Consider the following 21158-nt stretch of genomic DNA (forward strand, 5'->3'; position numbering starts at 1 on the left):
AATAGCGCTAGTCTTATTCCTAAAAAAATAATAAAAAATGAATTTTATATGAATAAAAAAGAAATATAAATAGATCTTCCATTCTTACACTAAAGCCAGCTCAAATGGATACTTGTTGTATGCAATATTTTAAGAATGCTGAGGAAATATCGGCCGTTTCAGTGCTGGACCGTGCCTTTCATTATGGCGATGGCTGCTTTAGCACCGCGCGCATCCGCAATGGCCATATTGAACTGGAGGCCTTACATCTGCTGCGGCTACAACGCGGCTGTGAGCGTTTGTATTTAAATGCCAATCTGGCGTTTATCCAGCAGTCGATTCAACAGCTGCAGCAGCATTATCCGCAGGTTAATGGCACCTTAAAAATCATCATTAGTCGGGGAGATGGACAGCGCGGTTATAGCCTGCCCGCACAAGAGGCTGATGTCTGGGTCTTCTTTTATCCCAAAGCAGTGGATGATTTTCACTATGAAAAAATCGCCAGTGGTGTGTTGAAACAAGCGATGGGGCTGAGTATGCCACATCTGGTCGGCATCAAAAGCCTGAACCGTTTAGAACAAGTGATACTGAAAAAAGAAGCCGATGCGCAGGGTTGGCCGGAAGCCTTGGTGACTGATGTGCAAGGCTCGGTTGTTGAAGGGGTGAGCAGTAATTGTTTCATTCTTATAAACAATGAATGGATTACGCCGGAACTTCGTTATAATGGCGTCCACGGCGTGATGCGGGCTGAAATTCTGGCCCGTATGCAGCAGCACGGCATTTCCTGTCGCCAGCGTTATGTCGATATGGAAGAAATTGCGCAGTTCCAGAGTCTGTTTTTCTGTAATGCGCTCAGTCCGATGAAAATCGTGACCCAGCTCGATGCACGCCTTTTAGATGTTCAAGCCTGTATTGAACTGTTTAATCGTCTTCAATTGAATCAGATGCATTAATATGTCTTCATCCCGCTCTAAAACGAAAAAGAAAAACAAGCCTCGCTCCCCATTACCGATTAAAGGTATTTTAACCCTGTTATTGGGCGTACTCCTCATTGTCGTGGTGATGCTCTGGTCCAGCCTGTTTAAAGACTATCCGGTAAAAGGCCAGAAAGAATTACTGGCCATTGGCGATGGCGATACCTATTCCGGTTTTATTGATCGTCTGGAAAAAAATGATCAGGTCAGTTTCCCGATTATTTTGAAGCTGTATCAGAAAATCATGATTCATGATTCGATGAAAGCCGGGGTTTATGAAATCCAGCAGGGCATGAGCATCCGTGAAGTCATGGAAATGATCTCCAATGCGGAAAATGCGCAGATGAACCGGATTCTGGTCATTGAAGGCACCACTTTTAAACAGCTGGTACAGCGTCTGCAAAAGGATGAACTGGTGACTAAAGAAGTCAGCCATCTTCCGACCGATCAATTATTAAAAGCGCTGAATATTCCGTTTGAGCATCCAGAAGGCCTGTTTGCGCCAGATACCTATTTCTTTGCCAAGGGCGAATCGGACCGTAAAATTCTGACCGATTTATATCAGCGTCAGATGAAAGCACTGGATGAAGCCTGGGCCAACCGTGCAGCAGATTTACCGTACAAGAATAAATATGAAGCGCTGGTGATGGCCTCGATTATTGAAAAAGAAACCCATGTCGATAGCGAACTGCGTCAGGTCTCCGGCGTATTTGTGCGCCGTTTAAAGATAGGCATGCGTTTACAAACCGACCCGACCGTCATTTACGGGATGGGCGACAAATATCAGGGCAATATTACCCGTAAGGATTTACGTACCCCAACGCCGTACAATACCTATACCATCTATGGTTTGCCGCCAACACCAATTGCACTGCCAAGCAAACGCGCGATTGAAGCAGCAATGCATCCGGATGATTCCGACAATCTCTATTTTGTCGCCACCGGTGATGGCGGACATAAATTCAGTACCAATCTGCAAGATCATAACCGCGCAGTTCAGGAATATCTGGCGGTCATTCGTGCGAAGAACAAGGAGTGAGCATGTTTATTAGCTTTGAAGGCACCGAAGGGGTAGGTAAAACCACGCTCATCCGTCGTATTTATGAACATTTGCAGGCCCAAGGCAGTGAAGTAGTGCTGACCCGTGAACCGGGTGGCACCCCGATGGCCGAGCAGATTCGCAGTCTGCTGCTTTCAGTCAATCATGACGAGCAGATGTGTAATGATACTGAATTACTGCTGATGTATGCAGCGCGCGCCCAGCATCTGGCGCAGGTGATTCTGCCGGCACTGGCGGTTGGCAAAACGGTACTCTGTGACCGCTTTACTGATGCCAGCTTTGCTTACCAGTGCGCTGGACGTGGCCTAAGTCAGGAAAAGTTGCAATTGCTGAACCAGAATTTTGTTTCGCACATGCCGGCTCTGACTTTCTGGTTGGATGCGCCGATTGAATTGGGCATGTCCCGTGCGCATGAACGCGGTGCGCTGGACCGTTTTGAACAGGAAAAAGTCACCTTTTTTGAAAAGGTGCGTGCTGGCTATCAGGAGTTGTGGCAGGCAGAATCAGAACGGATTAAACGTTTAGATGCCACGCAAAGTCCGGATCAGGTTTTTGCCGAGGCGCTCAAATATTTACAGACAGTTGCTGCTTAAATTTGGGTCAAGACTAAAAATCTTCTATAGTAGCGTGATGATAGAGGATTTTTTGATCACAATGAAAAGTAACCGTGCTGAAATTATTGAATTTTTACAACAAGAATTTCCCCAAAGTCTGGAAAAATGCGAGATTGATGCGGTCACGCCCATGGGCGCCAGCTTGACCTATCGGGTTGGGGAAAGTGAATTACGTCCGGGCGGCACGATCTCTGGTCCGACCATGATGACAGCCGCGGATCTGGCTTTATATGTGGCGATTCTGGGCCAGATTGGGATTGTCGGGTTGGCGGTTACCACCAACCTGAATATCAATTTTTTACGCAAACCGGCCGGTGGACAAAACCTGCGGGCGGAATGCCGGCTCATGAAACTGGGTAAAAGTCTGGCCGTGGGTGAAGTCTGGATTTATTCAGTCGGGCAGGAGGAACCGGTGGCGCATGTGACCGGAACTTATTCCATTCCACCCCAAGTGGCTTGATTCTCAGGTCACTTGTTCTGTTGATCTGGCTCGCTTGATATTATCCTCTTCTTACTCGTCTTAATTTTGCCTGATTCAGTTTCTTCGCCAATCTGATGCTTCCAGCTTTTTATTTTTTAAAGCGCCTTCCTTCAGCTGAAAAGTCTCATCCTCCGAATTATTTAAAACTTATCCTTATATTTCAGCAAAATCGCTTTATTGGTTTACATGATGTTACTTAATGGTTACTTGAAGTTACATATCTTGAATCTCACTCTAATTAATTGATTAATTTTTAACCTTAAATATTTCATTCTTTGTCTAAGGTGTTGTTCCCTCAAAAATTGCTCTAGGCTCTAGGCCTGTTGAAAAATGATCAAATGAGGGGGGAAATGCTTAAATTTAAAAATAAAATGATCCAGGGCGCAATTTTCGATATGGATGGCACAATGTTTGATACTGAGCGTTTACGGTTTCAAACCTTGAAACAGGCATCTCGGGAATTGATTGGAGTCGAGTTTAGCGATGACTATTTAATGGGTTGTCTGGGCTTGAGTGCGCGGAGTGCCAAACAGCTGGCACAGGCTGAATATGGTGAAGATATTCCCTATACCGAAATTCGCCAGCGTGCCGATGAGCTGGAACTGGAAAGTGTGCGTCAGTTTGGTGTGCCGATTAAAACTGGTTTGCTACAGGTGCTGGAGCGCTTGCGTAAATCCGGGCTGCGCATGGCAGTGGCGACGTCCAGTCGCCGTGCCATTGCCGAAGAATATTTAATTAATGCCAATGTCTATAAATTTTTTGATGTACTGGTGTGCGGAGATGAAGTCCAACGTGGCAAACCGCATCCGGAAATTTTCCTGACCGCTGCGCAAAAGTTGAATCTCTCCGCCAGTGACTGTTTCATGTTTGAAGATTCAGACAATGGTGTGACCTCGGCCTATGAGGCGCAGGGCATTACCGTGCTGCTGCGGGACATTAAAGCACCGAATGAACAGATGCTGTCCAAGGCGCATTACTACTATGAAAGCATGGAAGATTATCTGGAAGATTTAAACCTGTATATTCCGGCCTTGGGCATGCCCAGCCTGCAGGAAGCTTTTCCACAAACCTTGAACCAGCTAACCGTCGGAATCCATGGCTTTGGTGCGATTGGCGGCGGTTATCTGGCACAGGTGTTATCGCATTGGGATGGTTATACCCGTCCGAAACGGATTTACGCTTCTACCCGTAACCAGCTGTATCGCTCTGCGGTGAATGCTTTTGGCACCTATTGCATTCGTTATGGGCAAATGTCCTATGATGAACGTATTGAAAACATGAGCATTATTGATGCAGATAACCTGCAGCACATGCAGGAGATGTATATCGAATCCAGCTTGATTGCCTTATGTCTGCCAGAAAAAGCGCTGAGCAGCGAAGCTGAGGTGATTGCGCAAGGCCTGTATGCACGTTATCTGGCCCATCAGGACCAGCCGGCTGCGCCTTTAACCGTGCTGATTATTTTAAATAAAGTCGGTGCCAAGCAGTTATTGCTGGAGCATATCCGTAAAGCCCTGATGGCCTTAAGTGATGTGCAGACCGCACAAGCCATTTTAGCGCAGCATTATTTCTGCGATACCGTGGTCAACCGTATGGTATCCAAACTGACTGACCAGAACCTGTACCGCCAGCTACGGATTAAATACAACATCTTCAAGCAGTCGCAAACGGAAGATGAAGCCGAGCCGGTTGAAATTGAGGATAACACCCGTTTGCAGCCGGAGCAGGAACGTCAGGCCAGCCTGTATGTGGAAGATTTGCGCCGTAATTTCCAGCCGAGTCATATTCTACAGACCATGGATCTTATTCTGTTTAATGCAGAAATCGACATGCCGATTTATGTGGAAAATGCCAGTCCGTTACTGCAAAAAATGCGGCAGATGATTCTGGTCGAAGACATCAGTGAAATCCAGCTGATTAAAAACCGGCTCTGGAACGGGGTGCATGCGATGCTTGCCTGGTATGCCAGCCTACGTGGTCATCAAACCATTGGTGTGGCTCTGGCCGACCCGCAGATTGAACAGTTCATGCAGCAGTTGTTACAGCAGGTTCAGCAGGGACTGGCGGTGGTGTTACCACACCGACAGAAAGATCTACATGCACTGGCACAAAGTTTTGCAAACTCCTGTGTCCATGCCTATAAAGACCCATGTGCACGGGTGGCGCGTGATCCGCTACGCAAGCTCAGTGCATCCGAGCGGGTGTTAGGTTCAATTGCCAGCAATGCTCAGGCCGGGTTGCCATATCAGTTTTTGGCACAAGGTGCTTTATTGGGCTATGTCTATGCCGTGCAAACCCATCAGCTGACCGAGGCGCAGGCTTTGGCACATTTACAGACACAGTTACAGCAGCCACATTTTTCGGCACAGGTGGCATTAACTTTACGTAATTATGTGCAGACCTATCTGCCGCAATTGCTGTCCGGAGCGCTAGAACCTGAGCAGTTGCCCTTGTTAAAGCCAACCTCGAGTGCAGCGCAATATGCTTAAACTTGAGGCACCATCCGGCTGAAACCATTTTGGTTGCGACCAACAAAAACCGAATCGCATGATACGATTCGGTTTTTTTATCTTTCAGAACTGAAGATGTAAAAGCATTTTAAGCCGGCACATCCTCATTGACCAATGGCGTTTCTACCTGGAAGTTTGGCGGCGTAAGAACGGTTTTACGCAGCTCATCTGCCAGTTCCGGATAATCCAGGGTGTAATGCAGGCCACGTGATTCTTTACGCTGCATGGCACAGCGCACAATCATTTCTGAAACCAGCACCAGATTACGCAGTTCAATCAGGTTTTTACTGACCTTGTAATCCTGATAATACTCGGTAATTTCGCGTTTCAGCATTTCAATACGGTGCAGGGCACGTTGCAAACGCTTGGTGGTACGGACAATTCCGACGTAGTTCCACATGGTGGCGCGCAGTTCATCCCAGTTTTGTAGAATCACCACATCTTCATCGGGATGGGTCACTTGAGAATCATCCCAGGCTGGCACATTTGGTGATTGATAATCGGGCTTGAATTCAGCCTGAATGTGTTCAGCGGCACTCATGCCATATACAAAACATTCTAAAAGTGAGTTACTGGCCATACGATTCGCACCGTGCAGGCCGGTATATGAGGTTTCCCCAATGGCATACAGGCCAGCAATATCGGTCTGGCTGTGTTCATCAACCACTACACCGCCACAGGTATAATGCGCCGCCGGGACCACCGGAATCATGTCTGTGGTGATGTCGATGCCCAGTTCCAGTAAACGCGCATACAGGGTCGGGAAGTGTTCTTTAACAAATTCGGCCGGTTTATGGGTGATGTCTAGCCAGACATGACGAATCCCCAGACGCTTGATTTCAAAGTCAATCGCACGTGCCACAATATCACGTGGCGCCAGTTCGGCACGCTCATCGAAACGTAGCATAAAGCGTTCCCCATCTGGCAGGCGTAAATAGGCGCCTTCGCCACGCATGGCTTCGGTAATCAAGAAGGAACGGGCTTGCGGATGGTATAAGCAGGTCGGATGAAACTGGTTAAATTCCATATTGGCGACGCGGCAACCGGCGCGGTAGGCCATGGCAATCCCATCACCGGTGGCAATATCCGGGTTAGAGGTGTACAGATAGGCTTTCATGGCACCGCCGCAGGCTAGGGCGGTAAAGGGCGCCAGGAAGGTATCAATCTGGTCGGTGTTTTCATCCAGGGCATACAGGCCCAATGCACGATTGTCACCGGTTTGACCGAGTTTCTGTGTGGTAATCAGGTCAATGGCAACAAAGTTTTCAAAAATCTGGATATTCTGTTTTTCTCTGGCCCGCTGGACCAGTGTCGTTGAAATGGCACGTCCCGTGGCATCTGCCGCGTGAATGATCCGGCGCTGGGAGTGGCCGCCTTCACGGGTTAAATGCAGTTGTTCCTGTTCATCGAGGGTAAATTGAACGCCATGTTCAAGCAGGAAATCGACCGAAGGTTTACCGCCCTCTACAGTTTGCTGCACGGCATTCAGTTCACATAAATGCGCGCCTGCAATCATTGTGTCATCTATATGCTGTTGAATAGAGTCGGTTTCATCCAGTACGGCTGCGACCCCACCTTGGGCATAAAAGGTGCTGGCATCAGTCAGGGCCGACTTGGCCAGCACGGCAATTTTAAAATGAGCTGGTAATGACAGTGCCAGACTTAAACCTGCGCCGCCACTACCCACAATGATCACATCAAAATGATGAGTTGCATGTAAATTAGACATGTCCATCAGCTAATTTGAAAAAAGTCTGGTAATGACAACGCTTTTTAAAACAAAAGGCAAGGGTCAAGATGCTTATTAATGATGAGAAAAAGCAATAAAACTCCATTTTATAAAAAATGGCATAAGCACTTGTATCCTGTTGAGGAATTGAACATATTATTACGAAATCTTAAAAAGCGTTATGTTAAAAACAGAACATCACATTTTTATAAACAAATTGAGTGAATGCTATATATGAATAATCGCTACTTACAGAAGGGTTTCTATGCAGCTGTGTTCACTATGGCATCTGTTCAAGCACAGGCCTCTACTTCAGTAGATTTTTCCAACCTGGTTGAACAGGTCAGCCCCGGTGTTGTCAGTGTCAATGTGGTCAAACGTTTAAGCCAGGAAGAGCTGTTACAACAACAGGTTCCGGAACTGTTACGCCGTTTCTTTGGCGATAGGGTGGTGATTCCGCAGCGTCAGGCGCCACAGGAAAAAACCGGTTATGGCAGTGCCTTCTTTATTAGCAAAGATGGCTACCTGCTCACTAACCACCATGTGATTGAAAATGCCTCCAAAGTCACCATTGTCCTGAATGATCGCCGTGAAATTGATGCCACCGTGGTCGGCAGTGATGAGCGGACCGATGTGGCCTTGCTGAAAGTATCTGGCAGCAATTTCCCTGAACTGCGTACCGGTAATGTTGATCGCCTGAAAGTCGGTGAGCCGGTACTGGCGATTGGCTCACCATTCGGTTTTGACTATTCCGCCTCTGCCGGTATTGTCAGTGCCAAAATGCGTAACATGATGGGGGAAACCTCGGTACCGTTTATTCAGACTGACGTTGCCTTAAACCCGGGGAACTCGGGTGGACCGCTATTTAACCAGCGCGGTGAAGTGGTTGGGGTCAACTCGCGCATCTTTAGTGGAACGGGCGGCTATATGGGTCTGTCTTTCTCGATTCCAATTGATGTCGCCATGGAAGTGGCAGACCAGTTAAAACAGCATGGTAAAGTCACCCGTTCCTATTTAGGTGTGAGCCTGCAGGATATTGACCGGACGCTGGCAGAATCGTATCGGCTGGATAAACCGGAAGGGTCCTTAATTACCCAGGTGGCACCGGATTCTCCAGCCTCCAAAGCCGGCTTGCGTGCGGGTGATGTGATCTTAAAATACAACGGTACCCCAATTTCGCGCACCAGCGAATTACTCAATTATCTGAACCGTACTGCACCTAAACAGACCATCCAGCTGGAAGTTTTACGCGATGACCGTCGCCGGAATATCTCGGCTACTTTAAGTACTGCACCGGATGACACCCCGGCCAAGAGCAATGTTACGCCAAGCCAGAATAAAGGCCCGGTACTTGGGGTCGCAATCCGGAACCTGTCAGCAGCAGAAATGCGTCAGCTGGAAATTAAAGGCGGCGTGCTGATTCAGGAAGTCCGTCCGGGCAGTATTGCAGCGCAGTCGCGAATTTTACCGGGTGATGTCATCGTACAGCTGAACAATAGCCCAGTCACCGACAGCAACAGTTTTGTTCAGGCGGTTTCGCAGCTGAAAAAGGGCAGCGTGGCGCGTGTGACCTTAATCCGTCAGGGACAACGTGCCATTGTCGGTATGCGAATTTCCTGATCTGAGCCAGTTAAAAACCACAGCCTGCTGTGGTTTTTTTATTTTTCAATTTATCTGGGGCCAATTTTCAGTAGACTAGGGGCCTCAATAGCCGATACCACAGTACAGTAACAGAGCATGAGCAGTACATTTTTTGATTTAAAACTTCAGGTTCAACCCGAGCATATTGACAGTCTGGGCCATGTCAACAACGTGGTTTATGTACAGTGGATGCAGGATGTGGCCAGCGCCCATATTGAAACCTTAGGCCTGGGCATGGCGCAGTTTCTGGAAATGAAACATGCCATGGTGGCGGTGGAGCATCATGTGCAGTATCGCAAGCCTGCATTTGCCGGTGAAGAGCTGATTTTAAGAACCTGGCTCAGTGAAATTAATGCGCTGTACCTGTTTCGCCAATATGTGTTTTATCGTCCGCAGGATCAGAGCGTATTATTTGTCGCGCAGACCAAATGGGCTTGTGTGGAAATTGACAGCGGCCGTCCAAAACGCATGTCGCCAAGTTTTTCCCAGGCGTATCAGCCTATTCCAGCCGATCTGAATCCGATGGATTTTAACCAGTATCCGCCACAGCCGGCATAAGCATCGTCACTGGCCGGTTTGTATCGGATGATCTAAAACCGGCCGGGCCGAAAAGCTTTGCATTATTTTGGATACTTTAAAAAATCCATCTGCTATAATCCTTCGCAATTTCTATTCGGCTTTTGCTGTGCACTGAATCTGGTTTGCATAGCGCGTTATTTTTTAAGGTAGCCCATGGCGCAAGCTAAAAAATCTGTTGATATTAAAAACATTCGTAACTTCTCGATCATTGCACATATCGATCATGGCAAGTCGACCCTTGCGGATCGTTTCATTCAGACCTGTGGCGGTTTGCAGGATCGCGAAATGCAGGCGCAAGTACTGGACTCAATGGAACTTGAGCGTGAACGTGGGATTACCATTAAAGCGACTTCGGTGACCTTGTACTATACCCATCCGAATGGTCAGGAATACCAGTTAAACTTCATTGACACTCCGGGACACGTTGACTTTTCTTATGAAGTTTCACGTTCACTGGCAGCGTGTGAAGGCGCACTACTGGTGGTTGATGCTGCCCAGGGCGTAGAAGCACAATCGGTCGCCAACTGCTATACCGCGATTGAGCAGGGTCTGGAAGTGCTGCCAATTCTGAACAAGATTGACCTGCCGCAAGCAGAGCCTGAACGCGTGATTCAGGAAATTGAAGATATTATTGGTATTGAAGCAACCGATGCGCCGACCTGTTCAGCCAAAACTGGTCTGGGCATTGCAGGTGTTTTAGAGCGTCTGGTCGATGTCATTCCAGCACCAACCGGCGACCGTGATGCGCCATTACAAGCTTTAATTGTCGACTCATGGTTTGATAACTACCTGGGTGTTGTGTCTCTGGTGCGTGTGAAGCAGGGCCGTGTGCGTAAAGGCGACAAGATGTTGATGAAGTCAACCGGTCAAACGCACATCATTACCTCTGTGGGTATTTTCAATCCGAAACATACTGAAACCGATATTCTGGAAGCGGGCGAAGTCGGCTTCGTGATTGCCGGCATTAAAGACATTTTTGGTGCACCAGTCGGCGATACCATCACTTTGGCAACCACGCCAGAAGTGGAAGTGTTACCGGGCTTCAAGAAAGTAAAACCGCAGGTCTATGCCGGTTTGTTCCCGATTGATGCCAGCGATTTTGAACCGTTCCGTGAAGCACTGCAAAAGCTGCAAATCAATGACTCGGCGCTGTTCTTTGAACCAGAAAGTTCGGATGCGCTCGGTTTTGGTTTCCGCTGTGGCTTCCTTGGTATGCTGCACATGGAAATCGTTCAGGAACGTTTAGAACGTGAATACGATCTGGACCTGATTTCTTCTGCGCCTACGGTTATTTATGAAGCCGTAATGAAAAATGGCCAGACCGTGTACATCGACAGTCCATCGAAAATGCCAGACGGTTCCACTGTTGAAGACTTACGTGAACCGATTGCCGAATGTCACATTCTGGTGCCGCAAGAATACTTGGGTAACGTCATGACCTTGTGTATCGAGCGTCGTGGTGTGCAAAAAGATATGAAATTCATGAGTAATCAGGTATCAATTACCTTTGAAATTCCAATGGCCGAAGTGGTGATGGATTTCTTTGATAAATTGAAATCCTGCTCACGTGGTTTTGCATCACTAGATTACAACTTCGTGCGTTTTGAAAGTTCATCGCTGGTGAAAGTCGATGTCTTGATTAACGGTGAAAAAGTCGATGCGCTGGCAATGATCTGTCACCGTCAGGATGCCCGTCATCGTGGTATTGCACTGGTTGAAAAAATGAAAGACCTGATTCCACGTCAGATGTTTGATGTCGCAATTCAGGCGGCCATTGGTGCGCAAATCATTGCCCGTTCAACGGTAAAAGCCATGCGTAAGAACGTATTGGCCAAATGTTATGGCGGTGACGTGTCGCGTAAGAAGAAACTGCTGGCCAAGCAGAAAGAAGGTAAGAAACGTATGAAGCAAGTGGGTAGCGTTGAAATCCCACAAGAAGCGTTCTTAGCTGTATTAAAAGTCGAACGCTAATAAGATTAGAAGGATAAACGCCCATGGATTTTGATTTTAATTTGATCCTCGTTCCTGCCACGCTGTTTTTTATTGCTGTGTGGTTGCTGGATAAATTTGTCTTCAAGCAAAGACAGACCAAAGGGCGGGGCAATGAAAATTTCATTATCACATGGGCGTATGACTTCTGGCCGGTACTGGCCGTTGTGCTGGTGCTGCGTTCGTTTTTATATGAGCCGTTTAATATCCCGTCAGATTCAATGGTGCCAACCCTGGAGACCGGGGATTTTATTCTGGTAAATAAATTTGACTATGGCGTGCGTTTGCCAATCGTCAACAGCAAAATTATTGATACCGGTTCGCCAGAACGCGGTGATGTGGCGGTGTTCCGTTATCCGCCACAACCAAGCATTAGCTACATTAAGCGTATTGTGGGTTTGCCGGGCGATCATATTGTTTATGATCATGGTCAATTCACCATTAACGGTGAAAAGGTGCAGAAAGTTGCGCTGGACTTTAGCCGTGAAAAAGACAGCCTCGATACACCAAACTCGATTTACCATCAGGAAACTTTAGGCAAGCATACTTTTACCATGCGTGAACTGGAAGGCGTAAACGTGGCGCGTCAGGCACCCTTTATTAATTATGTCGAAAATGGTAAATATGCTTCTACAAATGGTTTATATTGGGAAGTCAAAGTTCCAGAAGGTCATTACTTCGCGTTAGGGGATAACCGCGATCAGAGTGCTGACAGCCGTTTCTGGGGTTTTGTACCTGAAGAAAACCTGACCGGCCGTGCCGTCTATATCTGGATGCACAAAGAGCCTGGTTTTAAATTGCCGTCTTTTAGCCGAAACGGCAGCATAGATTAAAATCATCCATTAGGAAAATAACAAAATGCGTCATCAACAAGGGGCATCGTATATTGCAATTCTGGTTGCAATTATTGGTTTTGCTTTTATGGCAAAAATTGCAGTTGCGGTTTGGGGACCGTATTTCGATGATCGAATGCTGGATAACCAGATTAAAGAGCAGTTGATTTATGGACCCAAAAACCTGAGTCCGCAAAAATTCATTGGGGAAATGGATAAGCGTTTAAGTATGAACAACATTCGTGATATTAAATTTGCGGATGTTGCCCAGGTCACCAATGTAGATGGTCTACAGGTGAAGAAAGACTATGAGATAAGAAAACCGTTCTTATTGAATATTGATATTGTCATGAAATTCGAGAAAAGTTTTGATCAAAGCTCAGTCCAAGCTCAATGAAACGCGTTTGGCCAGCCGCATCGGATACCAGTTTAAACAGCCGGATCTGCTCAAGCTGGCGCTGACGCATCGTTCGGTCAGTCACAAACACAACTATGAACGCCTAGAATTTCTAGGCGATTCACTTTTAGGGATGATTATTGCCAATTATCTCTACACCGCCTATCCGCAGGAAAATGAAGGGCGGCTGACCCGTATGCGTGCGACGCTGGTGCGTCAGGAAGCGCTGGGTAAAATCGCCAACGATTTAAAACTCAGCCAAAATTTAATTCTCAGTACCGGTGAATTGAAATCAGGCGGTCATCATCGCGAGTCTATACTTGCAGATGCAGTCGAAGCGATTATTGGTGCCATTTATATCGACTGTGGGGATTTAAACCTGCTACAGACGATTGTGTTAAAATGGTACGTGCCTTATCTGGATCATATTGAGCCGACCGATCAGCTCAAAGATCCGAAATCACGCCTACAAGAGTATTTACAAGCACGTAAAAAACCTCTCCCAGTTTACGAGGTTGTAGATATTCAGGGTGATGCCCCGAACCAGCATTTCAAGGTGGAATGCCGGGTCGATGCTTTACCGGTAATGAAAGGTGAAGGTTCTAGCCGCCGCTTTGCCGAGCAGGCAGTTGCCGCGGAAATTTTAAAACTCTTGGAGCAAACGTCTCAATGACAATCCATTCCGATCACAACGATGCTGATCACGAGTCGCAAAGCGACAGCCACGATTTAATCAATCAATTCTTCAGTTCACAAGGTCAGGAAATTCCATCGGATTACCGTAGCGGATTTGTGGCCATTGTGGGCCGGCCAAACGTGGGTAAATCTACCCTGATGAATCACCTGTTGGGTCAAAAACTGTCTATTACCTCGCGTAAGCCACAAACCACCCGCCATAAAATTGTCGGGATTGATTCGCGTGAAAAATCTCAGGCGGTGTATGTTGATACCCCGGGGATGCACAAAAAAGAAGTGCGTGCCATCAACAAAATGATGAACCGTGCCGCGCACTCGGCGCTGCGTGATGTGAACCTGGTATTATTCGTCGTCGATGCACAAAAATGGACCCAGAACGATGAGCTCGTACTGGAGAAATTGAAAAATGCAGACATGCCAGTCATTCTGGTGATCAATAAACTGGATACCTTCGAGAATAAAAATCAGGCGCTGCCGCTGATTCAGGAGCGCGCCAAGCTGATGAACTTCGCAGAAATTGTACCGGTATCTGCGCTGCGTGGTGCCAATCTGGAACATCTGCGTGATACCATTGAGCAATATCTGCCATTCCAGCCGCCGTTATATTCATTTGATCAGGTCACCGACCGTTCCGAGCGCTTCCTGGCCTCTGAAATTATCCGTGAAAAAATCATGCGTCAGCTGGGTGAAGAGTTGCCATACGATTTAACAGTACAGATTGAATCATTTAAAACCGAAGAGCCGGCTTTAAATGAAAAAACCGGTCGTATGAAACCGGCCTGTACCTATATTGACGCCACCATCTTCGTAGACCGTCCGGGGCAAAAAGCCATTGTGATTGGTGAAAAAGGTGCTAAGCTGAAAAAAATCGGGATGGATGCCCGTGTTGATATGGAAAAAATGTTCGAACAGAAAATCATGCTCACGCTTTGGGTGAAAGTCAAAGGTGGCTGGTCAGATGATGAACGTGCATTAAAAAGCTTGGGATACAGCGATATCTAAGCCATGAAACGAGGAGCTGTAATGACCAAAATTGCTGTGATTTTAGCCTGCATGTTCATGCTGCAAGGCTGTATTCATAAGGTGGTTACAGTTCCGGTTAAAGTGGCCTATAAAACCACCAAAGGCGTGGTCAAAGGCACGGCCGCTGTGGTCGGTGCAGTCATTCCCGATGGGGATGAAGAAGATGAAAACAAAAAGAAAGATGATTAGGCTGATATCCTGCCCACATGCGTAATGAAGTCTTGCATGGCTACCTGATCCATCATCGTAAATACCGTGAGCGTAGTCATATTGTGCATCTGTTTACCCAGGAATATGGGCGGATTGATGGTATTTTAAGACAAACCCCGCCACCGCAATATCAACCGATTAGCCTGCAGGCATCGGGTAAATCTGAACTAAAAAATTTTACCAAACTGGAAATTATCAACCAGCCCGTATTTTTCTTTGGCGATGCCTTTTTTTCCGGTTTTTATCTGAATGAAATTTTGCTGCGTCTATGTCCGCTCGAAGTCGAGATGCCCGAGACTTTTCTGCAATATGCCACGACTTTGCAGCAATTGCAGCAGCTGTCGAGCCATCCGCAGCCGAACAGCTTTTTAAGACAGATTCTGCGCCAGTTTGAGCATGTGTTGCTGCAAGAACTGGGTTATGCCATCGACTTTGAAGTGGATGCCAACCAGCAGCCGATTGGTGCAACGCAGCAGTACCAGTTTTTATTAAATGAAGGCTTTATGCCAACGGCGCAGGCTTCCCGTTCTGGTTTAAGTGGCGCGCAGATTTTGAGTATGCGTGACCATGAAAAGGGTAGGGATTTTAATCCAAAACAGTTACAATTACTGTCTAAATTATATCGGCAGATGATCAGCTCCCTGCTGGGAGATCGGCCGTTAAAAAGTCGTCAATTGTGGATACAGAACTCCCAAACACAATCGTAATTAGGAAAAGAGTATGGCTGCATTACTTGGTGTAAATATTGACCATGTTGCAACATTGCGACAAGCACGTGGCACCACTTACCCAGATCCGGTCAATGCCGCACTGATTTGTGAACAGGCTGGTGCAGAGGGTATTACCTTGCATCTGCGTGAAGATCGTCGTCATATTCAGGATGATGATGTGCGTCGTATGCGTCCATTGCTGAAAACCCGCATGAATCTGGAAATGGCGGTGACTGATGAAATGGTCGAGTTCGCCAAAGAAATCAAACCGCATCATGTTTGCTTTGTCCCGGAAAAACGCCAGGAAGTCACCACTGAAGGTGGACTGGATGTGGTCGGTAATTTTGCGGCGGTAAAAGCGGCAACGCAGGCTCTCTCTGTTCTGGGTTGTGATGTATCCCTGTTTATTGATGCTGACTTTGCCCAGATTGATGCCGCAGTTGCTTGTGGTGCACCAACCATTGAAATTCATACCGGTGCCTACGCCGATGCTGAAACCGCAGAGGCGCAGCAGGCTGAGCTGGAACGTATTGTGAAAGGTGCCGAATATGCTGCGGCCAAAGGTCTGGTGGTGAATGCCGGCCATGGCCTGAATTTAGATAACGTGACGCCGATTGCCGCAATTCCGCAAATTCACGAACTGAATATTGGTCACTCGCTCATTGCCGATGCGGTGTTTGTGGGTCTGGCCCAAGCTGTACAGCAAATGAAAGCAGCGATTAAAGCTGCACGATAATCCTGAAGTTTTTGTATGTCGACAATCAATTATGATGAACTCATGAAGCCGGTGATCGGCTTCCTGGGCTGTGAAACCCCGCAAGCCTGGCTGGATGAAGCGCTGAACAATCTGGAAATCCTGATGCAGGATCATGCCAACTGCGAGAAAAAAGCCGCCGGTACAGCCATGAACCTGATGTTCCGCTACAGCTTCTTTACTGATTTGCAGGTCAAACTGGCGCAACTGGTTCGTGAAGAAATGCTGCATTATGAACAGGTGTTGGAATTTATGAACAAACGCGGACAGGAGTGGAAAGGCTTGAGCGCAGGCCGTTATGCCGGCGGCTTACGCAAAGAAATCCGTACCTATGAGCCAGAAGCGTTAATTGATGTACTGGTGATTGGCGCCTTTGTAGAAGCGCGTTCCTGCGAGCGGTTTTATGCCTTGGCACCGCATGTTGATGAAGAGCTGGGGCGTTACTACCGCTATTTGCTGAAATCTGAATCGCGTCATTATGAAGATTATCTGGCACTGGCATTGGACGTTGCCAAAACTGCCAAGCTAAAAAATCCGGAAGAAGATATTCAGGGCCGGATTCAGCATATTCGTGAAGTGGAAAAAAATCTGATTTTAAGCCCGGATGATACTTTCCGTTTCCATAGCGGTGTGCCGGCGCAGGTAGCTTGAAACAGTCAATATTTTTTGAGAGAAAACGGGACTTCGGTTCCGTTTTTTTATGGCTGTGAGAAGGGGAATCAGGATTGATCTGCCTGTTTGAAGATAGAACTGATCTGCTGATGGACGTCTTGCTATTAGATCGCTCGGGAAGATGTCATCCTCTTTTGGCAGCCTTCAGATGTGAATCGCTGTGGGAATTAAAAAGATTGGAAGCTATAAATTTTGGCAATAAAAAAGCCCAAGTCTTAAATGCTTGGGCTTTTTTGAATTTGGCTCTCCCACCTGGGCTCGAACCAGGGACCTGCGGATTAACAGTCCGTCGCTCTACCGACTGAGCTATGGGAGAATCTGAATGCGATTATAGAGGGATTTTGGCAGGGGTCAAGCGAAAACTGTCATCTTTTTTACATTTAAAGTTTATATGCTTTTTATTTGTGCAAAATAAAATAAAACACGAAAAAATCTTGCAAAGCAAAAAATCTGTTGTTAGATTAAATCCAGAAAGTCGTTTGACCAAATGGTTAAACAGTGTGGATTTAAACCAACTTGCCAGCACAAAAATGGCTAAATCGGAGACAGCGAATGAATACGCTCAGCATCCCTGAAATTTTTGCAAATCTCAATTTTTACAAAGACAACTACCTTTCTCTTATCAGCAATCCAGCAGATTATTATACGCCTGTTGCTTCGGCCTATATCAACATATGGCCAGTCGGGCATGTCGATCTGTATCTGGGCGATTTGCTGCAGCTGTGGTTTAGTGAAAAATGGCTGATCAATGAGCCATGTTTCCAGCTTTCAGAGCATCCGGATCATGCGATCCGCACGCCATTACAGCGCAGCCAGGATTTATACCTGTATCAGCTTGCCGGCAGTGCCTTGTCGGGTAGTAACCGCTGCCGGGTCTGGTCGGCTTCTGAACAAAAAAAACTGCGGGTGAGTCTGGATAGTGCCTTTAAATATTACTGTATTTATAAGGGTACAGACCGTCCTGACATCTCACGCAGTCAGCTCATTCAGGCGCTGAAAAAGGCCATCTAACCGTTATCTATGGTCCGCTGAATTGAGCGTTTAGAGCAAATCAGGCCATAAAAAAACCGCGAACAGGTCGCGGTTTTTTTATTGCTCAGAAGAGATTATTGAGCAGCTTTTTCAGCTTCGATCGACGCAATCGCTTCATCAACGCCTTCGATTGAATCCGCCGCTTTCTTGATACGCGCTAACGCATCTACCAGCACTTCATCAGCCGTTGCATAAGAGATACGCATGAAACCGCCTAAACCGAATGCATCACCTGGAACCACGGCCACGCCCGTTTCTTCCAGTAACCATGCAGAGAATTCTGTGCAAGATTTTAAGCCTTTAGCACGAATCAGTGGTTTGATGTTGGCGTAAGCATAGAACGCACCATCTGCAGGTAAGCAAGAAATACCTTTGATGTCGTTCAGGCCGTTTACCACCAGGTCATGACGGCGTTTAAACGCTTCAATCATTGGTTGTAGAACGTCTTGAGGACCGTTCAATGCAGCTTCTGCAGCTACTTGTGAAATAGACGTCGGGTTAGACGTAGACTGAGACTGGATTTTTTTCATCGCGCCGATCAGTTTAGCAGGGCCCGCTGCATAGCCGATACGCCAGCCAGTCATGGCATAGGCTTTAGACACACCGTTTAACACGATAGTGCGGTCATACAGGTCTGGTGCAACAGTAGCGATGTTGTAGAACTCGTCATCCCAGCGGATTGGTTCGTACATGTCGTCAGATGCGATATACACTTCTGGGTATTTACGCAGTACTTCAGCCAGAGCTTCCAGTTCAGCTTTGGTGTAGATCATACCTGTCGGGTTAGACGGGCTGTTCAGTACCACTAAACGGGTTTTGTCTGTGATGGCTGCTTCTAACTGAGCAGGAGTGATTTTGAAGCGTTGTTCTTCGCCACATTTTACAATCACTGGCACGCCTTCAGCGATGATGACCATATCTGGATAGCTTACCCAGAATGGCGCAGGGATGATCACTTCATCACCTTTGTTTAACAGTGCAAGTGCCAAGTTAAAGAATGATTGTTTACCACCGCAAGACACCAGAATCTGGTTGGCTTGGTAGTCAAGGTTATTGTCACGTTTTAGTTTCGCAATAATGGCTTTTTTCAGGCCTGGCGTACCGTCAACAGCGGTATATTTGGTAAAACCGTTGTTAATCGCTGCAATTGCTGCATCTTTGATGTGTTGTGGTGTATCGAAATCCGGTTCGCCTGCACCCAAGCCAATTACGTTATGACCAGCAGCTTTCAATTCAGCAGCTTTGTTTGTCACAGCAAGCGTTGGGGACGGTTTGATGGCATTTACACGATCAGAGAGACGTACGTCCACGGCAGTATTCCTTCTTATAGGGATTAAAAAATAAAAAGCACACTATCTTAGCTCAAAAATAGTCACTTCGTCGTTTAAAATCTCAACAAATTAATAAAAAATCACGAAATTTGTGCTTCTGCGCCTCAAAATAAGGCATTTTTGAGAATAAAAAGCCGGAGGCTCGCTTCTGACTGCAAAAAACCTTAAAATAGCGCTAATTTGATTTGAGTTATCGTCATGAGTAAGCAGCAGCCTACTTCAAAAAAACCTGTGGTAAAACTCCCATTCCCAATGCCATCTGCGGAAGAAAAAGCCCAGATGGATGCCTTGCATAATCAAGTTCGTCCTAAAGATGAAGGTTATGCCGACAAGCTGTTTCCACCACCACGTGGGACCCGTAAATCTATGGGTAAACGCTAAGAAAAATGCCACGTTCTGTGGCATTTTTTATGGGCGCTTGATGGGTTTAATCCTGGGTTTCACGCCGGTCAAACTGGACATAATAGGCGCGTTTTTGGGTGTACATGGCCTGATCGGCGCGTTTTAGCATCTCTTCAATACTTTCCTGTGGTAGTGTGGTCGCAGACCCAATCGACAGATTCAGCATCTGATTACCATGAAACTGACTGTCAATTAACAGCAGTTCCTGCAAGCCTGCCAAACAGTTGTGCAGGGCAATCTCATCGGCACCCGGCAGCAAAATCACAAATTCATCACCACCAATGCGGCAGGCACTGTACTGGGTATTCTGGACAAGCTGATTCAGCAGTTCACCGGTGCGTCTGAGCAGATCATCACCGCTATCATGGCCAAAGGCATCATTCACAACTTTTAAGCCATTCATATCAATATAGATACTGGATACAGGCCGTAGACTGCTGCGCTCTAAGCGATTCACTTCTTCGCTATAATGCGAGCGATTCAGCAGCTTGGTCAGCACATCATGCTTGCCCAGATATTCCAGATAATTTTCGGCTTTTTTACGCGCGGTAATATCGGTCAAGGCCACCTGAACCGTGCTCCAGTCCTCTTCATAGCCGGGAAATACGGTAAATTGCAGCAATACATGGCGGATGCTGCCATCCAGCGCATAATTGATGGCTTCACGCTGATGGTGAATATTGCCGTTCCAGAGCTCGATCAGCTGTTCCCTGAACGTATGCTGCATTTCACCGGCAAAAATTTTATGAATATTTTGCAGCAGGGTGTTTTTGTCCGGGGCGCCAAATAAATCCAGCGTGGCCTGATTGACATCAATAATCAGTACATCGCGGATACATTGCTGGATAAAATCCGGATGCACATCTAAAAAGGTATTGAAATCATCTATGCCCAAATGGCGCAGCTGATCGAGCCGGCTTTTAATCCGGCTAAAATCTTCCACCCACAAGGAGGTGGGAGAATAGACAAAGCGCGATTCAGCCAGTAAACGCTGCTGATCTGCCTGCCGGCGCGCTGCGGTATAAGGGGTAATGTTTTCGGTACTGACCAGCACCAAAGACAGGTCATGCTCATGTGAAGGGACTACGGTGCCGCGTAACTGGATATCCAGCCGTTTACCGTTCAGGCTGTAATTGACCGCCTGACTGGAAAATTCGGTTTGACCTTCCCACAAGCTGATCAGCTCATCAATATGGGTACTGGCCATATCACCTTTAAAAATCTGCTCCAGGTTGCTAATTAAATGCTGCAGATCTTGGGCTTCATACAGTTCCAGGGTTTTCTGGTTTACGCTCAGAATTTTAATTTTACGGGCACATTCAATGACACGGCTTGGATCTTCCAGTAAATAGCCACGTAAATCCTGAATGCCTTGTGCGCGCCACAGCTCAAACTGTTTTTTAATTTCACTAAAGTCTTCCAGCCACAGGGCAATCGGCGCAAGGGTAAAAACAGGCGTGTCCAGTATTGTCATAGTCTGAAGCTCGATTATTCTAGTGAATGAAAAATAGAATTATAATCAAGTTTTTATTATGTGATAAG

General features: G+C 46.9%; 22 protein-coding genes and 1 tRNA gene. 19 read left to right on the forward strand and 4 right to left on the reverse strand.

Going from position 1 to position 21158, the window contains the following annotated elements; genetic code table 11:
• Positions 1-119 precede the first annotated feature (119 nt).
• The 5 genes from pabC to mtlD all read left to right on the forward strand — a co-directional run bounded on the left by pabC (position 120) and on the right by mtlD (position 5597).
• The gene (pabC, locus tag VF685_RS02315; protein WP_180192237.1) at positions 120-932 is read left to right on the forward strand and encodes an aminodeoxychorismate lyase; all 813 of its coding nucleotides are present in this window, start codon (positions 120-122) and stop codon (positions 930-932) included.
• Position 933: 1 nt separating this feature from the next.
• The gene (mltG, locus tag VF685_RS02320; protein ID WP_163142403.1) at positions 934-1992 is read left to right on the forward strand and encodes an endolytic transglycosylase MltG; all 1059 of its coding nucleotides are present in this window, start codon (positions 934-936) and stop codon (positions 1990-1992) included.
• Between the two features lie 2 nt (positions 1993-1994).
• Positions 1995-2606 carry a dTMP kinase gene (tmk, locus tag VF685_RS02325; RefSeq protein ID WP_163142400.1) on the forward strand — a complete coding sequence of 204 codons (612 nt, stop codon included), beginning with the start codon at positions 1995-1997 and terminating at the stop codon, positions 2604-2606.
• 61 nt (positions 2607-2667) lie between these two features.
• Complete coding sequence (locus VF685_RS02330) at positions 2668-3087, forward strand: PaaI family thioesterase (RefSeq protein ID WP_163142397.1); 420 nt, start codon at positions 2668-2670, stop codon at positions 3085-3087.
• A 371-nt stretch (positions 3088-3458) separates the two neighbouring features.
• A complete protein-coding gene (mtlD, locus tag VF685_RS02335) occupies positions 3459-5597 on the forward strand; it encodes a bifunctional mannitol-1-phosphate dehydrogenase/phosphatase (RefSeq protein WP_286384716.1) in 2139 nt (712 codons plus the stop codon).
• Positions 5598-5706: 109 nt separating this feature from the next.
• On the opposite strand, the gene nadB is transcribed toward mtlD, so the two are convergent.
• Positions 5707-7353, reverse strand: coding sequence for an L-aspartate oxidase (gene nadB / locus VF685_RS02340; protein WP_163145964.1), 1647 nt, complete (start codon positions 7351-7353; stop codon positions 5707-5709).
• A gap of 228 nt (positions 7354-7581) precedes the next feature.
• Between nadB and VF685_RS02345 the strand changes: the two genes are divergently transcribed.
• The 11 genes from VF685_RS02345 (at position 7582) to VF685_RS02395 (ending at position 16830) form a co-directional block, all read left to right on the forward strand.
• A complete protein-coding gene (locus tag VF685_RS02345; RefSeq protein WP_163145963.1) occupies positions 7582-8967 on the forward strand; it encodes a Do family serine endopeptidase in 1386 nt (461 codons plus the stop codon).
• 117 nt (positions 8968-9084) lie between these two features.
• Positions 9085-9546: an acyl-CoA thioesterase gene (locus VF685_RS02350; protein ID WP_163145962.1), complete on the forward strand. Its 462-nt coding sequence runs from the start codon at positions 9085-9087 to the stop codon at positions 9544-9546.
• Between the two features lie 174 nt (positions 9547-9720).
• Positions 9721-11538, forward strand: a complete 1818-nt coding sequence (gene lepA, locus VF685_RS02355; RefSeq protein ID WP_005176673.1) for a translation elongation factor 4 — start codon at positions 9721-9723, stop codon at positions 11536-11538.
• 23 nt (positions 11539-11561) lie between these two features.
• Positions 11562-12389 carry a signal peptidase I gene (gene lepB, locus VF685_RS02360; protein WP_016660031.1) on the forward strand — a complete coding sequence of 276 codons (828 nt, stop codon included), beginning with the start codon at positions 11562-11564 and terminating at the stop codon, positions 12387-12389.
• A gap of 25 nt (positions 12390-12414) precedes the next feature.
• On the forward strand, positions 12415-12786 hold the full coding sequence (locus VF685_RS02365) for a DUF4845 domain-containing protein (protein ID WP_163145961.1): 372 nt from the start codon (positions 12415-12417) through the stop codon (positions 12784-12786).
• The gene (rnc, locus tag VF685_RS02370; RefSeq protein ID WP_005176685.1) at positions 12758-13459 is read left to right on the forward strand and encodes a ribonuclease III; all 702 of its coding nucleotides are present in this window, start codon (positions 12758-12760) and stop codon (positions 13457-13459) included. The genes VF685_RS02365 and rnc overlap by 29 nt, the downstream gene beginning before the upstream one ends.
• The gene (era, locus tag VF685_RS02375) at positions 13456-14484 is read left to right on the forward strand and encodes a GTPase Era (protein WP_016660033.1); all 1029 of its coding nucleotides are present in this window, start codon (positions 13456-13458) and stop codon (positions 14482-14484) included. Before rnc ends, era begins: the two co-directional genes overlap by 4 nt.
• Positions 14485-14505: 21 nt before the next feature.
• A complete protein-coding gene (locus VF685_RS02380; protein ID WP_045795115.1) occupies positions 14506-14694 on the forward strand; it encodes an NF038104 family lipoprotein in 189 nt (62 codons plus the stop codon).
• A gap of 17 nt (positions 14695-14711) precedes the next feature.
• The gene (recO, locus tag VF685_RS02385; protein WP_005176690.1) at positions 14712-15422 is read left to right on the forward strand and encodes a DNA repair protein RecO; all 711 of its coding nucleotides are present in this window, start codon (positions 14712-14714) and stop codon (positions 15420-15422) included.
• Positions 15423-15435: 13 nt separating this feature from the next.
• On the forward strand, positions 15436-16161 hold the full coding sequence (gene pdxJ, locus VF685_RS02390; protein WP_016660036.1) for a pyridoxine 5'-phosphate synthase: 726 nt from the start codon (positions 15436-15438) through the stop codon (positions 16159-16161).
• A 15-nt stretch (positions 16162-16176) separates the two neighbouring features.
• On the forward strand, positions 16177-16830 hold the full coding sequence (locus VF685_RS02395; protein ID WP_168381665.1) for a tRNA-(ms[2]io[6]A)-hydroxylase: 654 nt from the start codon (positions 16177-16179) through the stop codon (positions 16828-16830).
• 261 nt (positions 16831-17091) lie between these two features.
• Here the strand turns inward: VF685_RS02395 and VF685_RS02400 are convergent.
• Positions 17092-17167 (reverse strand) — tRNA-Asn (locus tag VF685_RS02400).
• Between VF685_RS02400 and VF685_RS02405 the strand changes: the two genes are divergently transcribed.
• Positions 17160-17426, forward strand: a complete 267-nt coding sequence (locus VF685_RS02405; protein WP_155756613.1) for a hypothetical protein — start codon at positions 17160-17162, stop codon at positions 17424-17426. The genes VF685_RS02400 and VF685_RS02405 overlap by 8 nt on opposite strands.
• Complete coding sequence (locus tag VF685_RS02410) at positions 17404-17862, forward strand: hypothetical protein (protein WP_163145959.1); 459 nt, start codon at positions 17404-17406, stop codon at positions 17860-17862. The genes VF685_RS02405 and VF685_RS02410 overlap by 23 nt, the downstream gene beginning before the upstream one ends.
• Positions 17863-17957: 95 nt before the next feature.
• On the opposite strand, the gene VF685_RS02415 is transcribed toward VF685_RS02410, so the two are convergent.
• Positions 17958-19193: a pyridoxal phosphate-dependent aminotransferase gene (locus VF685_RS02415; protein ID WP_005176698.1), complete on the reverse strand. Its 1236-nt coding sequence runs from the start codon at positions 19191-19193 to the stop codon at positions 17958-17960.
• A gap of 219 nt (positions 19194-19412) precedes the next feature.
• Between VF685_RS02415 and VF685_RS02420 the strand changes: the two genes are divergently transcribed.
• Positions 19413-19595, forward strand: coding sequence for a hypothetical protein (locus tag VF685_RS02420; protein ID WP_005176699.1), 183 nt, complete (start codon positions 19413-19415; stop codon positions 19593-19595).
• Positions 19596-19641: 46 nt separating this feature from the next.
• On the opposite strand, the gene VF685_RS02425 is transcribed toward VF685_RS02420, so the two are convergent.
• Positions 19642-21090: a sensor domain-containing diguanylate cyclase gene (locus tag VF685_RS02425; protein WP_286384715.1), complete on the reverse strand. Its 1449-nt coding sequence runs from the start codon at positions 21088-21090 to the stop codon at positions 19642-19644.
• Positions 21091-21158 lie beyond the last annotated feature (68 nt).

The organism is Acinetobacter sp. Brlt_5 (assembly GCF_051949055.1).
GTDB classification, from domain to species: Bacteria; Pseudomonadota; Gammaproteobacteria; order Pseudomonadales; family Moraxellaceae; genus Acinetobacter; species Acinetobacter indicus.

Excerpts from the sequence above, each read along its gene's own strand:
- pabC (WP_180192237.1), top strand. The coding sequence starts at position 120 with ATGCAATATTTTAAGAATGCTGAGGAAATATCGGCCGTTTCAGTGCTG.
- mltG (WP_163142403.1), top strand. The coding sequence starts at position 934 with ATGTCTTCATCCCGCTCTAAAACGAAAAAGAAAAACAAGCCTCGCTCC.
- tmk (WP_163142400.1), top strand. The coding sequence starts at position 1,995 with ATGTTTATTAGCTTTGAAGGCACCGAAGGGGTAGGTAAAACCACGCTC.
- VF685_RS02330 (WP_163142397.1), top strand. The coding sequence starts at position 2,668 with ATGAAAAGTAACCGTGCTGAAATTATTGAATTTTTACAACAAGAATTT.
- mtlD (WP_286384716.1), top strand. The coding sequence starts at position 3,459 with ATGCTTAAATTTAAAAATAAAATGATCCAGGGCGCAATTTTCGATATG.
- nadB (WP_163145964.1), bottom strand. The coding sequence starts at position 7,353 with ATGGACATGTCTAATTTACATGCAACTCATCATTTTGATGTGATCATT.
- VF685_RS02345 (WP_163145963.1), top strand. The coding sequence starts at position 7,582 with ATGAATAATCGCTACTTACAGAAGGGTTTCTATGCAGCTGTGTTCACT.
- VF685_RS02350 (WP_163145962.1), top strand. The coding sequence starts at position 9,085 with ATGAGCAGTACATTTTTTGATTTAAAACTTCAGGTTCAACCCGAGCAT.
- lepA (WP_005176673.1), top strand. The coding sequence starts at position 9,721 with ATGGCGCAAGCTAAAAAATCTGTTGATATTAAAAACATTCGTAACTTC.
- lepB (WP_016660031.1), top strand. The coding sequence starts at position 11,562 with ATGGATTTTGATTTTAATTTGATCCTCGTTCCTGCCACGCTGTTTTTT.
- VF685_RS02365 (WP_163145961.1), top strand. The coding sequence starts at position 12,415 with ATGCGTCATCAACAAGGGGCATCGTATATTGCAATTCTGGTTGCAATT.
- era (WP_016660033.1), top strand. The coding sequence starts at position 13,456 with ATGACAATCCATTCCGATCACAACGATGCTGATCACGAGTCGCAAAGC.
- VF685_RS02380 (WP_045795115.1), top strand. The coding sequence starts at position 14,506 with ATGACCAAAATTGCTGTGATTTTAGCCTGCATGTTCATGCTGCAAGGC.
- recO (WP_005176690.1), top strand. The coding sequence starts at position 14,712 with ATGCGTAATGAAGTCTTGCATGGCTACCTGATCCATCATCGTAAATAC.
- pdxJ (WP_016660036.1), top strand. The coding sequence starts at position 15,436 with ATGGCTGCATTACTTGGTGTAAATATTGACCATGTTGCAACATTGCGA.
- VF685_RS02395 (WP_168381665.1), top strand. The coding sequence starts at position 16,177 with ATGTCGACAATCAATTATGATGAACTCATGAAGCCGGTGATCGGCTTC.
- VF685_RS02405 (WP_155756613.1), top strand. The coding sequence starts at position 17,160 with ATGGGAGAATCTGAATGCGATTATAGAGGGATTTTGGCAGGGGTCAAG.
- VF685_RS02410 (WP_163145959.1), top strand. The coding sequence starts at position 17,404 with ATGAATACGCTCAGCATCCCTGAAATTTTTGCAAATCTCAATTTTTAC.
- VF685_RS02420 (WP_005176699.1), top strand. The coding sequence starts at position 19,413 with ATGAGTAAGCAGCAGCCTACTTCAAAAAAACCTGTGGTAAAACTCCCA.
- VF685_RS02425 (WP_286384715.1), bottom strand. The coding sequence starts at position 21,090 with ATGACAATACTGGACACGCCTGTTTTTACCCTTGCGCCGATTGCCCTG.